Origin of the sequence: Streptomyces thermolilacinus SPC6 (assembly GCF_000478605.2) — a bacterium.
GTDB lineage: Bacteria > Actinomycetota > Actinomycetes > Streptomycetales > Streptomycetaceae > Streptomyces > Streptomyces thermolilacinus.
Map to the genome: position 1 here is coordinate 1,436,198 of NZ_ASHX02000001.1, position 12,537 is coordinate 1,448,734.

Annotated in this window: 8 protein-coding genes; 1 reads left to right on the plus strand and 7 read right to left on the minus strand. The window is 72.7% G+C overall.

Annotated features, from left to right (window positions below; genetic code table 11):
• Positions 1 to 105: 105 nt before the first annotated feature.
• Entirely contained in the window at positions 106 to 2,223 is a 2,118-nt protein-coding gene (locus J116_RS05825; protein ID WP_023586157.1) for a DNA gyrase/topoisomerase IV subunit B, read from the minus strand.
• Between the two features lie 438 nt (positions 2,224 to 2,661).
• On the opposite strand from J116_RS05825, the gene J116_RS05830 reads away from it, so the two are divergent.
• Positions 2,662 to 2,892, plus strand: a complete 231-nt coding sequence (locus J116_RS05830; protein ID WP_023586158.1) for a DUF7455 domain-containing protein — start codon at positions 2,662 to 2,664, stop codon at positions 2,890 to 2,892.
• A gap of 272 nt (positions 2,893 to 3,164) precedes the next feature.
• Here J116_RS05830 and J116_RS05835 read toward each other — a convergent pair whose 3' ends face one another.
• The 6 genes from J116_RS05835 to J116_RS05860 form a co-directional block, all read right to left on the minus strand.
• Positions 3,165 to 3,995: a serine protease gene (locus J116_RS05835; protein WP_051203427.1), complete on the minus strand. Its 831-nt coding sequence runs from the start codon at positions 3,993 to 3,995 to the stop codon at positions 3,165 to 3,167.
• A 162-nt stretch (positions 3,996 to 4,157) separates the two neighbouring features.
• Positions 4,158 to 5,711, minus strand: coding sequence for an RNA polymerase sigma factor (locus J116_RS05840; RefSeq protein ID WP_028963727.1), 1,554 nt, complete (start codon positions 5,709 to 5,711; stop codon positions 4,158 to 4,160).
• Positions 5,712 to 6,239: 528 nt separating this feature from the next.
• The gene (locus J116_RS05845) at positions 6,240 to 7,178 is read right to left on the minus strand and encodes a FadR/GntR family transcriptional regulator (protein WP_317135517.1); all 939 of its coding nucleotides are present in this window, start codon (positions 7,176 to 7,178) and stop codon (positions 6,240 to 6,242) included.
• A 115-nt stretch (positions 7,179 to 7,293) separates the two neighbouring features.
• Positions 7,294 to 9,216: an ABC transporter ATP-binding protein gene (locus J116_RS05850; protein ID WP_023586162.1), complete on the minus strand. Its 1,923-nt coding sequence runs from the start codon at positions 9,214 to 9,216 to the stop codon at positions 7,294 to 7,296.
• A gap of 130 nt (positions 9,217 to 9,346) precedes the next feature.
• The gene (locus J116_RS05855) at positions 9,347 to 10,117 is read right to left on the minus strand and encodes an NUDIX hydrolase (RefSeq protein WP_023586163.1); all 771 of its coding nucleotides are present in this window, start codon (positions 10,115 to 10,117) and stop codon (positions 9,347 to 9,349) included.
• Between the two features lie 277 nt (positions 10,118 to 10,394).
• Positions 10,395 to 12,461, minus strand: coding sequence for a glycogen debranching N-terminal domain-containing protein (locus tag J116_RS05860; protein ID WP_023586164.1), 2,067 nt, complete (start codon positions 12,459 to 12,461; stop codon positions 10,395 to 10,397).
• Positions 12,462 to 12,537 lie beyond the last annotated feature (76 nt).

Consider the following 12,537-nt stretch of genomic DNA (forward strand, 5'->3'; position numbering starts at 1 on the left):
ACGACTTCACTCCATCAGGTGATCCGGACACGCGAGAACCCACCGGCGGAACGGATTCCGGCCGGTGGGTTCCGGGTGGGCGCGCCCCCGCGCGCGGGGCACCCGTCAGGCGTCGATGCGCGAGCGGTCCAGCGTCGCCGCGGAGCTGGTGATGAACTCCTTGCGCGGCGCCACGTCGTTGCCCATCAGCAGGTCGAAGACCTGCTCCGCCGCCTCCAGGTCGCCGATGTTGATCCGGCGCAGCGTGCGGTGGCGCGGGTCCATGGTGGTCTCCGCGAGCTGGTCGGCGTCCATCTCGCCGAGGCCCTTGTAGCGCTGGATGGAGTCCTTGTACCGGACGCCCTTGCGCTGGAACTCCAGCAGCGTCTGCCGCAGCTCGTTGTCCGAGTACGTGTACACGTACTTGTCCTGGCCCCGCTTCGGCTGGACCAGCTCGATGCGGTGCAGCGGCGGTACGGCGGCGAAGACGCGGCCCGCCTCGACCATGGGCCGCATGTACCGCTGGAACAGCGTGAGCAGCAGGCAGCGGATGTGCGCGCCGTCCACATCGGCGTCCACCAGCAGGACGATCTTGCCGTACCGGGCGGCGTCGAGGTCGAAGGTCCGGCCGGACCCGGCCCCTATGACCTGGATGATCGCGCCGCACTCGGCGTTCTTCAGCATGTCCGAGACGGAGGACTTCTGGACGTTGAGGATCTTGCCCCGGATCGGCAGGAGCGCCTGGAACTCGCTGTTCCGGGCGAGCTTCGCCGTGCCGAGCGCGGAGTCGCCCTCGACGATGAACAGCTCGCTGCGCTCCACGTCGTCGCTGCGGCAGTCGGCGAGCTTGGCCGGCAGCGACGAGGTCTCCAGGGCGGTCTTGCGGCGCTGGGCCTCCTTGTGCTGGCGGGCCGCGATGCGCGTGCGGGCGGCGGCGACGGCCTTCTCCAGCACGGCGCGGGCCTGGGCCTTCGCGTCGCGCTTGGTGGAGGTCAGGAACGCCTTCAGCTCCTTGGCCACCACGTTGGCGACGATACGGTTCGCCGCCGAGGTGCCGAGAACCTCCTTGGTCTGGCCCTCGAACTGCGGCTCGGCCAGCCGGACGGTCACGACGGCGGTGAGGCCCTCCAGAGCGTCGTCCTTGACGATGTCGTCCTCGGCGACGCGCAGCAGCTTGGTGGCGCGCAGCACCTCGTTGACGGTCTTGGTGACGGCCCGCTCGAATCCGGTGACGTGCGTGCCGCCCTTGGGCGTGGCGATGATGTTGACGAACGACCTGACCGTCGTGTCGTACCCCGTGCCCCAGCGCAGCGCCACGTCGACGCCGAGCTCGCGGGTGACCTCGGTCGGCGTCATGTGGCCGCGCTCGTCGAGGACGGGGACGGTCTCCTTGAAGGTGCCCTGCCCGGTGAGGCGGAGCACGTCGCAGACGGGCTTGTCGGTGGCGAGGAACTCGCAGAACTCGCTGATGCCGCCGTCGAAGCGGAAGATCTCCTGGCTCTTGCCGATGCCTTCCAGGTCGCGGTCGTCACGGACGACGATGGTCAGCCCGGGGACGAGGAACGCGGTCTGGCGGGCGCGCTGGTGCAGCGTCTCCAGGGTGAGCTTGGCGTCCTTGAGGAAGATCTGCTTGTCCGCCCAGTACCGCACGCGGGTGCCCGTGCGGGTCTTCGGGACGCGCTTGGTCCTGCGCAGGCCGTTGGCCGGTTCGAAGGGGGCGTCGGGGCCTTCCCCCGCGAAGACGCCGGGGACGCCGCGCCGGAAGCTGATGGCGTGCGTGTGGCCGTTGCGGTCGACCTCCACGTCGAGGCGGGCCGACAGCGCGTTCACCACGGAGGCGCCGACGCCGTGGAGGCCGCCGGACGCCGCGTAGGAGCCGCCACCGAACTTGCCGCCGGCGTGCAGCTTGGTCATGACGACCTCGACGCCGGACAGGCCGGTCTTGGGCTCGACGTCGACGGGGATGCCGCGGCCGTTGTCCCGGACCTCCACGGAGCCGTCGTCGTGGAGGACGACCTCGATGTGGTCGCCGTAGCCGCCGAGGGCCTCGTCGACGGAGTTGTCGATGATCTCCCAGAGGCAGTGCATCAGGCCGCGGCTGTCGGTGGACCCGATGTACATGCCGGGACGCTTGCGAACCGCTTCGAGCCCCTCGAGTACGAGCAGGTGCCGCGCGGTGTAGTTGGAACCGTCACGGTCTGCGGTCAGCAGCGCACTGGACGGAACGGACGTCTCGGCGGTCACGCGGTTCGCTCCTCGCTGAATTTGAGTTCTTGCCCACGAGGGTAAGGGGGTGGGCCTCTGTGCCCGTCCGAGCGTACAGAGGCCTGGTAGAGCGGTTGTCACGCCACCCTCGTGAAGGGTCATGCTAGTCCAGCGTCGCATGTCTGTTCGATCACTCGGCCGGGTGACGTGGACATCACGTTCCCTTCCAGGCATGAACCATTTAGGCTCCGGGCACGTCCTCATGAACAACCGGCAACCCAGCCGGGGGGACATACGACACAAGCAACGCGAAACCCGTAACGCACAGCGACACCGCAATACGGCTCATTCGCCGCCAACCGGCAACAGACAGCCCCTTGGAAAAAGTTTCGAGGAAAAGCCGCGAGCGGGAACGTTTTCGGCCTGGTTGGATGTTGACCCTGGTACGACAGCTCGTCGAGCTAGAGAAGAGGCGACGTGACTACTGTTCTGACCCCCGCGAGCCCGCTGACGGCCGCCGACCGCTGCGATCGCTGCGGCGCCCAGGCATATCTGCGCGTCGTGCTGACCAGCGGTGGCGAACTGCTCTTCTGCGCCCACCACGGCCGCAAGTTCGAGCCGGAACTGAAGAAGATCGCCGCGGAGATACAGGATGAGACGGACCGGCTCACCACCGTGCCGGCCGGAGCAGCCGACGAGGACCGCTGACACGCGCATCCACGACGAGCGAGACCGGTCGGCGCGAAGGACCGGCCATCGGGCGGCCACCCCCGTCACCACGGGGGTACGGCCGCCCGCCGCTTCCGTACCCGTAGCCGTACGACGGAGGGCGGCACCCCGTGTGACGGCGGGGTGCCGCCCTTCGCCGTACGCCCCCGGGAGCGCCGTACGCCCCTGAGAGGGCGGGCAGCCGCCGTCGGCCGACCGCACCAGGCGGGGGCCGGGCCCGCCCGGTGCGGCGGCGACGACGGTCCCGGTGATCACGATCCGGGTAGCACCGCCGACGCGCGGGTGTAGACGCCGGGGCTCTCCGCCAGCCCACAGCCGCTGCCCCAGGACACAAGGCCGATGAGCTTGCCCCGCGCGATCAGCGGTCCGCCGCTGTCGCCCTGGCAGGCGTCCCGGCCGCCCTCCCGCGTCCCCGCGCACAGCATGGTCGCCGGGACGTACCGGGCCTGCCCCGGCGCCGCCGGGTAGGCGCGGGAGCAGTCCTGGTCGGGCAGGACGGAGACGTCGGCGGCGTTCAGCGTGTGCGCGTACGTCCCGAGGCCCGTCGTGTCGCCCCACCCGTACACGGTCGCGTCCGTGCCGGGCCGGTACGCGGGGTCGCCGGCGGGCGCCACCGGGATCACGTACCCGGACGGCAGCGGCCGGGCCAGTGTCAGTACGGCGGCGTCCCCGGAGTTGGACTCGGCGTCGTACGCGGGGTTGATCCACATGTCCTTGACCGGGATCTCGTGCCCGCCGCCGCCGACGAGGTCGCTGCGCCCGGCGATGACCTTGAGATCCCGCAGCTCCTCCGCCCGTACGCCCAGCACGTCCTCCCGCAGGCAGTGCGCGGCGGTCGCCACCTTGGTCGGGGCGATGACGGCGCCCCCGCAGAACTGGCCCGCCCGCATACGCCCGAACCGGTCAACGCTGGAGAGCGCCACGACCCAGGGGGTGTCGGGCGCGTTGGCCGTCCGGCCGCCCACGACGCCGCTGTCGGCCGCCGCAGGTGTGGGCGTGACGAGTGACGCGACGGCCGCCGCGGCGGCCAGGGCCACCAGGGCCGCCCGCTTCCTGCTGATGGGATGACGCGTATCGCGCATTCGGCCTCCTGACTCAGGGATGCATGTCGCTCACTCAGCGTCAGCCACATGGAGTCCGGCCGCACCCGCGCAACGCCGGAAGGCCCGGTTCCTTTTGCGGAACCGGGCCTTCCGGGGTGTCGCCGACGGGCGAGCGTGTTCGAGCTTCGCTCAGTCGAGGGATCAGTCGAGATAGTCGCGGAGGACCTGCGAACGCGACGGGTGACGCAGCTTCGACATGGTCTTGGACTCGATCTGGCGAATCCGCTCACGGGTCACACCGTAGACCTTGCCGATCTCGTCGAGCGTCTTCGGCTGGCCGTCGGTGAGACCGAAGCGCATGGAGACGACGCCGGCCTCACGCTCGGAGAGCGTGTCGAGCACGGAGTGCAGCTGCTCCTGGAGGAGCGTGAAGCTCACCGCGTCGGCCGGGACGACCGCCTCGGAGTCCTCGATCAGGTCACCGAACTCGCTGTCGCCGTCCTCGCCGAGCGGGGTGTGCAGCGAGATCGGCTCACGGCCGTACTTCTGGACCTCGATGACCTTCTCGGGGGTCATGTCGAGCTCCTTGGCCAGCTCCTCCGGGGTGGGCTCGCGGCCCAGGTCCTGGAGCATCTGGCGCTGGACGCGCGCGAGCTTGTTGATGACCTCCACCATGTGCACCGGGATACGGATGGTGCGGGCCTGGTCGGCCATGGCGCGGGTGATCGCCTGGCGGATCCACCACGTGGCGTACGTGGAGAACTTGTAACCCTTGGTGTAGTCGAACTTCTCGACGGCGCGGATCAGACCGAGGTTGCCCTCCTGGATCAGATCCAGGAACAGCATGCCGCGGCCGGTGTAGCGCTTGGCCAGGGAGACCACGAGACGGAGGTTGGCCTCCAGCAGGTGGTTCTTGGCGCGGCGGCCGTCCTCGGCGATGATCTCCAGCTCGCGCTTGAGCTTCGGGGCCAGCTTGTCGGCGTTCGCCAGCTTGTCCTCGGCGAACAGGCCGGCCTCGATGCGCTTGGCGAGCTCGACCTCCTGCTCGGCGTTGAGCAGGGGGACCTTGCCGATCTGCTTCAGGTAGTCCTTGACCGGGTCGGCGGTGGCACCGGCGACGGCGACCTGCTGCGCCGGCGCGTCGTCCTCATCCTCGTCGGACAGGACGAAGCCCTTGGCCTCGCCTTCGGTCTCCTCTTCCTCGCCCTTGACCGCCGCGACGTCGTCGAGGAGCTCCTCGCCCTCGATGAGCTCGTCGGCGTCCTTCTTCGCGGTCGTCTTCTTGGCCGTGGTCTTCTTGGCCGCGGTCTTCTTCGCGGTCGTCTTCTTCGCCGCGGTCGTCTTCTTCGCCGCGGTCTTCTTGGCGGGGGTACCGGCCTCGTCGGCCGGGACCTCCGCGCTCTGGGCCGCCGGGGCCGCCGAGGAGGACGCGGCCGTCTTCGCCGCGGTCGTCCTGGCGGTGACGGTCTTGGTGGCGGTGCGCTTTGCCGGGCTCTTCGCTGCGACGCTCTTGCGGGCGCGCTTCGGCGACTCCGCTGCACTGACCATCAGCGTCACACCCTCTTCCTCGAGGATCTGATTGAGGCTGCGCAGAACATTCTTCCACTGGGTTGGCGGAATCTGGTCAGCCTCGAAGGCCCGACGCACGTCATCGCCCGCGATCTGCCCATCAGCCTTTCCCCGCTCGATGAGCGCCATCACAGACTCGGACTCGGCGATCTCCGGCGGGAGCGTACGGGATGTGCTGGCCGACACGAACAACCTCTCGGAACGATGGAAACGGCTTCCGGCCCCGCCCATGATCGGGCCGGAGCCGACGACCGTCGGCGGGGAATGAGCCGACGACGCGGGCTGAACCTCGGAGGTGCACAGCGCCATGCGCGGCGGCTGTATTCCCTCTTCGGCTGTCACCTCTTAGGTCATCGCCGTGCTTCGAGGAGCGTTACGCCCAATCCGCGTGGCCCGAGTCACACCTCGAAACGGAGAGAACGGGGCATTGCGTGACCAATCAGCCGTTACGCGACGGTCTGGCCGTGCGGTGCCGTACCGCCACCGGGCCAACGCCGTGGACGCCGCCCGGGCACGCACGCGGGGTGCCGCCGGGGGCGCCGCTCGGACCGTGTCGCCGGACCCCGGGGACCGGGGCCGTCTCGGGTACCCCGCCCGGGCCGTGCGTCACCTGTCCGTGCGGCGCCCTGTACGCGGCGGCTCCCCGTCCCGTACGCCATGGATGCCCCGGTGCCGTACGACACCGTGCGCGCGGCCCGCGGTCACGGTCCGCGGTCAGTGCTCGCGCGGAGCGGGGACGACCCCCGCGTCGGGCTGCACGGTGAGGAGCTGCCGCATGGCGGCTTCGGCCGCGGGGCCGTCGTCGGCGGCGAGGGCCTCGACGATGCGGGCGTGGTGGCCGAGGCAGGTCTCGCCGGGACGGTCGCAGCTGGTCGCCGGGGCGCCGGAGACCTGGAGCGCGGCCGAGACGATGCCGGAGAGGTGCTCCAGCATGCGGTTCCCGGCGAGCTGGATGAGGAGGGAGTGGAACTCGGTGTCGGCGCGGGAGAAGGTGAGGGCGTCGCCCTGGGCGAGGGCGTGTCCCATGATCTCGACCATGTCGGCGAGGCGCTGCTGGACGTCCGGGCGGCTGTGACCTGCGGCGAGGCGGGCGGCGAGCGGCTCGATGGTCCAGCGGAGGTCGGCGAGCTCGCGGCGCTGGGCGTCGCGCTGCGGCCCGAAGGCGCGCCATTCGATGATGTCGGGGTCCAGGAGGTTCCAGTCGCTGACCGGGCGGACCCGGGTGCCGACGTTGGGCCGGGCGCTGACCAGGCCCTTGGCCTCCAGCACGCGGAGGGACTCGCGCACGACGGTGCGGGAGACCTCGAAGCGCTGGCCGATCTCCTCGGGGACGAGCGGGCGGTCGGCGCCGAGGTCGCCGGAGACGATCATCTGGCCGAGCTGCTGGACGAGTTGGCCGTGGAGGCCGCGGCCCCGGTTGCCCGCCGAGCGGCGGCTCGCCCGACCCAACTCCGTTTCACCGGCGTCCCACGCGGGGGCTCCGACACGGTCGGCCGCGGGGGTCTCCCCGTAGCCGTAGCGGTCGAGACCGCCCGGGGCGGGAAGGCCGGCGTCGGTGGCGCGGGCGGCGGTCATCATGGTGTGCGCAAGGGTACTCACGCATCCTTTGTCGGCGCCGTTTCCAAACCTCTTGAGGTCTTTGGTGAAAAGCACACGAAAGGGTGATCGGCGCTCGCGCGGCAATTGACGCCTTATCGGAAGGAAGCGGGCAAATTCCAAGGACTCGCGACCGATTGGCACGCAACGAGCATTTTTGATCGTCGATCGCTCACCAACGGGCGTCGCGGCGTAGCCCTGTGAGCAGAAACGCGCAGAGGAGGGCGGCCAGCGACAAGGCCAGTGCCGCGCCGACAGGTTGGGCGAGGACGCGCAGGGCCCCCTCGATCCAGCGGTCCGCCTCGTGGGGCCAGCGGGGCCAGGCCAGCTCGCGCAGCCGGGCGGGAAGTCCGGCGATGGTGCGGACGGCCGGGCCGAGGAGCGCTTCCTCGACCGCGGGCGCGATGACCACGGGTACGGCGAGGACGGCGGCGATCCCGGCGGCGGCGGCCCGGAACACCCCGGCCGCCAGCAGCCCGGCCCAGGCGCAGCCGACCACGAGCGCGAGCCAACCGGCGCACAGCGTCGGCCAGTTCCCGGGTACGGGGATCAACGCGCCGCCGTAGACGAGCCGCAGCACCTCCAGATCCACGACGGCGACGGCGACGGCGAGCAGCAGCGCGATGACGGCCGTGACGGCGAGCTTGGCCAGCAGCAGCCCGAGGCGGCGCGGCGCGGCGCCCAGGGACACGGGGAGCGCGGGGTGGCGGTACTCGTCGCCGAACGAGAAGGCCCCGATGAGGCCGGCCCCGAGCGCGGCGGGCGGGAGTGGCAGCAGCTCCGGCCAGGCGGCGACGGCGACGGGCGTCGGGGTCCCGGCGGAACGCCCCAGCAGGACGGCGAGCAGCGCGGAGCCCGCGACGGCACCGCCGAGCACGACGGCCGTGGAGGGCACGCCCATGAGACGCCGCAGCTCGTAGCGCAGTGGCCGCGACGGCCCCCGCCGCGCCCTGCGCCCACGCCACCGGGGGGCGCGGTGGGTGGGCCGGCCGAGGGCGGCGGGGCGGTGCGGGGTGGTGGGGTGGTTCGGAGGGGTGGGGTGGTGCGGGGTGGCGGGGTCGTCTGGGGTGGCGGGGGCGTGCGGGGCGGCCCGGTGGTCCGGGGTGGCGGGGCTGGTGGGCAGCGGGGCGGGAGCGGTGGTCGGAGGGGCGGAGGCCCGGTCGACGACTGGCGCCAGGGGTTCGGGGGCGGCCTCCTGGGGCCTGGGGTGCGGGGCCGCGTCGGGTGCGGGGCCAGTCTCCTCGGCCAGGCGGTGGAGGAGGATGCCGTGGCGGAACGCGGTCTCCCCCACCTCGGCGCAGTCGCTGCCGTACACGTACAGGCGGTTGCCGCGCTCGGTGACCGTCTCGACGGAGCGGCGGGCGGCGCGCGCCTCGCGGGTGAGCTGTGCGGCGAGGCGGGCGGCGTGCGGGGTGCGGACGGCGACGCGGGGGCGAAGTCGCGTACGGGCGAAGTCGGCGGCGTCCTGGTCGGCGACGAGGCGTCCGGACCGGATCGCCACGACGTGGTCGGCGGTGCGGGCGGCCGTCTTGGTGTCGGAGGTCGCGTACAGCACGGTGCCGCCCTCGTCGGCGTGGGCGCGCAGCACCCCGTACAGCCAGGCCGCCTCGTGGCGCGAGAGCCCGGCGGCCGGTTCGTCGAGGATCAGTGTGTGCGGGTCGCCCAACAGGGCCACGGCGACGCCGAGTCGGCGGTCCATGCCTCGGGAGAGAGTGCCCAGGCGGTGGCCGGCGAGCGCTTCGAGGCCGACCGCGTCGATCAGGTCGTCGGCGCGGGAGGCCGGTACGCCCGCGGCGGCGCAGAGCATCCGGAGCTGGCCGCGCACGGTGCGCGCGGGGTGACCGGGCACGTCACCGAGGAGCACGCCGACCTCGCGCATCGGGTGGGCGACGCGATGGAGGGGGCGGCCGCGGAAGTAGGTGATGCCACGGCCCTGTTCGAGGCCCAGCAAGAGACGCAGCGCGGTGGTCTTGCCCGCTCCGGCGGGGCCGAGGAGGGCGGTGACCTGTCCGGGCCTCGCATCGAAGGTGAGGTCGTCCACGGCGGGTGGGCGGTTCCGGCGCGGCGTGCTGGTGAGTCCGATTGCCTGGAGCATCGCTTCTCTCGCGGTAGATGAGACCGCTCGGCGGCAGGGCGTACCGCAGCACGATAACCCGGCATTTCGGACTTTTTGCGCAGGTTGGGAGGCCGTGGGGCGCTGGATTCCCGGTGTCGCCCGCGGTTGCTCAGACTTCCGGGCGGAGCATCGGCGGGTTCAGCAGCGTGGCGCCGCCCGCGCGGAACAGCTGCGCGGGGCGGCCGCCCTGTCGGGTGGTGGTGCCGCCGGCGGGCACCAGGAAGCCCGGCGTTCCGGTCACCTTGCGGTGGAAGTTGCGCGGGTCGAGCGCCACGCCCCACACCGCCTCGTAGACCCGACGCAGCTCCCCCACCGTGAACTCCGGCGGGCAGAAGGCCGTGGCCAGCGAGGAGTACTCGATCTTGGAGCGGGCGCGCTCGACGCCGTCCGCCAGGATGCGCGCGTGATCGAACGCGAGCGGTACGGGCGGCTCGTCGTCACCGTCCAAGCCGCTTTCGGGGCTGAGCAGTTCCTCGACGGGCGCCCAGCGGACGCTGTTGGCGTCGCCACCCGGCCGGGGCGCGGGCAGATCGGGCGCGAGGGCGAGGTGCGCGACGCTCACCACCCGCATGCGGGGGTCCCGCTTCGGGTCGCCGTAGGTGGCGAGCTGCTCAAGGTGCGCGCCCGCGCCGGGCAGGGGCGTCGGGTCGCCCGGGTCGTGCACGCACAGCCCCGTCTCCTCGGCCAGCTCCCGCGCCGCCGCGGCACCGAGATCCTCGTCAACCCGTACGAATCCCCCGGGCAGCGCCCAGCGGTCCTGGAACGGCGGCTCCCCGCGCCGGACGACCAGTGCGCACAGCGCGTGGCGGCGCACGGTGAGGACGACCAGATCGACGGTCACGGCGAAGGGCGGATAGGCCGAGGGGTCGTAGGGGGACATGCCGCGATCATAGTCGTCTCCCTGACGATAAACACGCTCCTCGCGCACTACGGCCACGGTGTTCGACACGTTCCCGGCCATCGGCTCGCTCCCGGTACGGCCGACGGCACGCCGGGCGGTATACCCGACGGGACGCCCGCGACATGTCCGGTGACATGTCCGGTACGCCTCGCGGCCCGTCGTCCCCGGTCGGCGGCGGAGTGCCCGGACGTTGTCCGGAGCGATGGATCACCGGTTCTCCAGCCGATGATCAACGCCCTGAGCGGTTCCCCCGTGGTCACACCCCCAGTTGAAGTCCGGCGGCGGCCTCCTCGACTATGCCGAGGCCCAGCCTGCTCACGCGCACCGCGAACGGCTCGCCCGCGACGCTGAGTCCGGAGAGCCGGATGGCCCCCAAGGGGGCACAGCGCACCGGATGCAGCGCGACCGTGCGGGCCGGGGCGTCGGGTCGGACGCCCGTGAGCGCGGTGAGCACATGGACGGCGGCGGCCGCGGCCACGGCCGCCGGGCGGCACGCCGAGGGGTGCGGCACCGGGAGGGCGCCTTCGGTGCGCTGCTCCCCGGCGAACATCTCGGGCATCCGGTACGCGAACGCCTCCGCCGCGTCCAGCAGGCCGCCCAACAGCCCGGACGCCTCCTTCTCATACCCGGCGGCGAACAGGCCCGACACGGCGAGGGCTGTCTCGTGGACCCGGACAGCCCCGGCGCGGTGCCCGAACGGACTGTGGCCGGGCTCCCTGGCGCCGAGGCTGCGCAATCCCCACCCGGAGTCGAGCGCGGGGCCTCCGAGCAGCCTGGCCACCTGCTCCGTCCGTACGCGGTCGAGCAGCCCGTCGGCGTGGCACCCGGCTGCGACGAGGCCGGTGTCGAGGAGGTGGGCCATGGCTCCGCCCAGGTGCGGCAGCGGGCGGCCCTCTTCGGTGAGGGCGGCGGCGGGGCGGCCGCCCGCGCGGTCGTCCAGCCAGAAGTCGTCGCGGAACCGCCGTCGCATGTCCCGGGCCCGGTCTCGCCACTCGTCGGCGCCCGGCCGGTCGCACGCCTCCAGGAGCGCGGCGCCGAGCAGGGCCGCCCGGTGGGCGTGCGCCTGTGTCTCAGCGCGCCGTACGGGCCCCGCCGGGCCGGGTTCGGCGACCAGTCCGTCGCCGTCCAGGGCGGTGCGCAGCCAGTCGAGGCAGAGTTCGGCGGCGGGCATCAGCGCCGTGAGTTCCTGTTCGGCAAGGCCCCAGAGGCGGGCCTCGGCGAGTACGGCCGGAAAGGCGAGGGTGGCCTCCACTCCGGTGCAGGCGGGCGGCAGGTGGGGGCCCGCGTCGCGGAGCGGCCCGGGGACGCGCCCGCTCCGCCCGGGGCCCGTGCCCAGCGTGCGGGCGACGACGCGCAGGGTGTCGGCGGCGAGCCGGGTGCCGAGGGGCAGGAGCATGCGGGCGGCCCAGAGCGCCTCGGCGGGTGCGGGGCCCGTTCGCCACGGTACGCCCGCCGTGAGGTGGAGGTCGGACGGCTGGGCGGGGTCCCGGACGAGCAGGCCCCGCAGGTCGTCGAGGGCCGCCGCCAGGAGCCTCCCCGCCCGAGGGTCGTCGGCCTCGGCACGTGCCTCCTGGAGGTGCGGGACACCGGCGCGGCCCGCCGGGCGGAGGGGACGTCCGGCGTGGACGGACAGTTCGATGGCACGGGCTGCGCCGGGGGCGATGTCGAGCTCCCAACACAGGAGCCCGGCGGAGGCGAGGGCGTCCATGGGCGGGGGGTCGGCCGTGACCAGGGCCTGGACGCCGTCGGGTGCCGTCCAGCGGAGGCCCGAGCCGTGGACGGTGGCCGGCAATTCGGGTCCGGGCCTGCCGGAGACGGCGGCGCCGAGCGGTGCGAGATCCGTGCCGAGGGCCAGCTCCACGGGGATGCGCAGCGGGCGGCCGGTCGTGTTGCGCAGGGTGATGCGCTCGGAGCCGTCGGCGTCCCGCGACCGCTCGACGACGACCCCCGGGTCGGGCCCGGGGTCGGCCGGGGTGCGGACGACGGCCATGAACCTGGCCTGCCCCGCCGAGGCGAGTCTGCCCTGGACCGTGAGCGGTTCGCGGCCGAAGACCCGCAGTCGGCAGCGGGAGAGCAGCCGCCGTCCCGACTGGTAGACGCCTTCCAGGCCGTGCCCGGTGAGCTGTCCGTGCTCGGCCGAGACGGCCAGCGCCGGCAGGGCGACGGCGACGAGGGTGTGGTGCACCGGAGCCAGCTCGCCGGGGCGGGCGCCGGGCGACGGCCCGTGGCCGAGGCCGGAGGGCTGGCCCGTGTGGCCGCGGTGAGCCCGGGCGGGCGCGGACGCTGAATGGTGGATGGCCGGGGTGGGGACGGTGAGGTCCATGGGTCGTCTGCTGAGCCTTCTGTGCGCTCCGGACAGCCGCTGGAGGTACGGCGGCACGGGTCGGGCGACTCCGCCA

Bases quoted from the DNA above. Each gene is read 5' to 3' on its own strand.
- J116_RS05835 (WP_051203427.1), bottom strand. From the start codon at position 3,995: ATGCGCGATACGCGTCATCCCATCAGCAGGAAGCGGGCGGCCCTGGTG.
- J116_RS05850 (WP_023586162.1), bottom strand. From the start codon at position 9,216: ATGCTCCAGGCAATCGGACTCACCAGCACGCCGCGCCGGAACCGCCCA.
- J116_RS05855 (WP_023586163.1), bottom strand. From the start codon at position 10,117: ATGTCCCCCTACGACCCCTCGGCCTATCCGCCCTTCGCCGTGACCGTC.
- J116_RS05860 (WP_023586164.1), bottom strand. From the start codon at position 12,461: ATGGACCTCACCGTCCCCACCCCGGCCATCCACCATTCAGCGTCCGCG.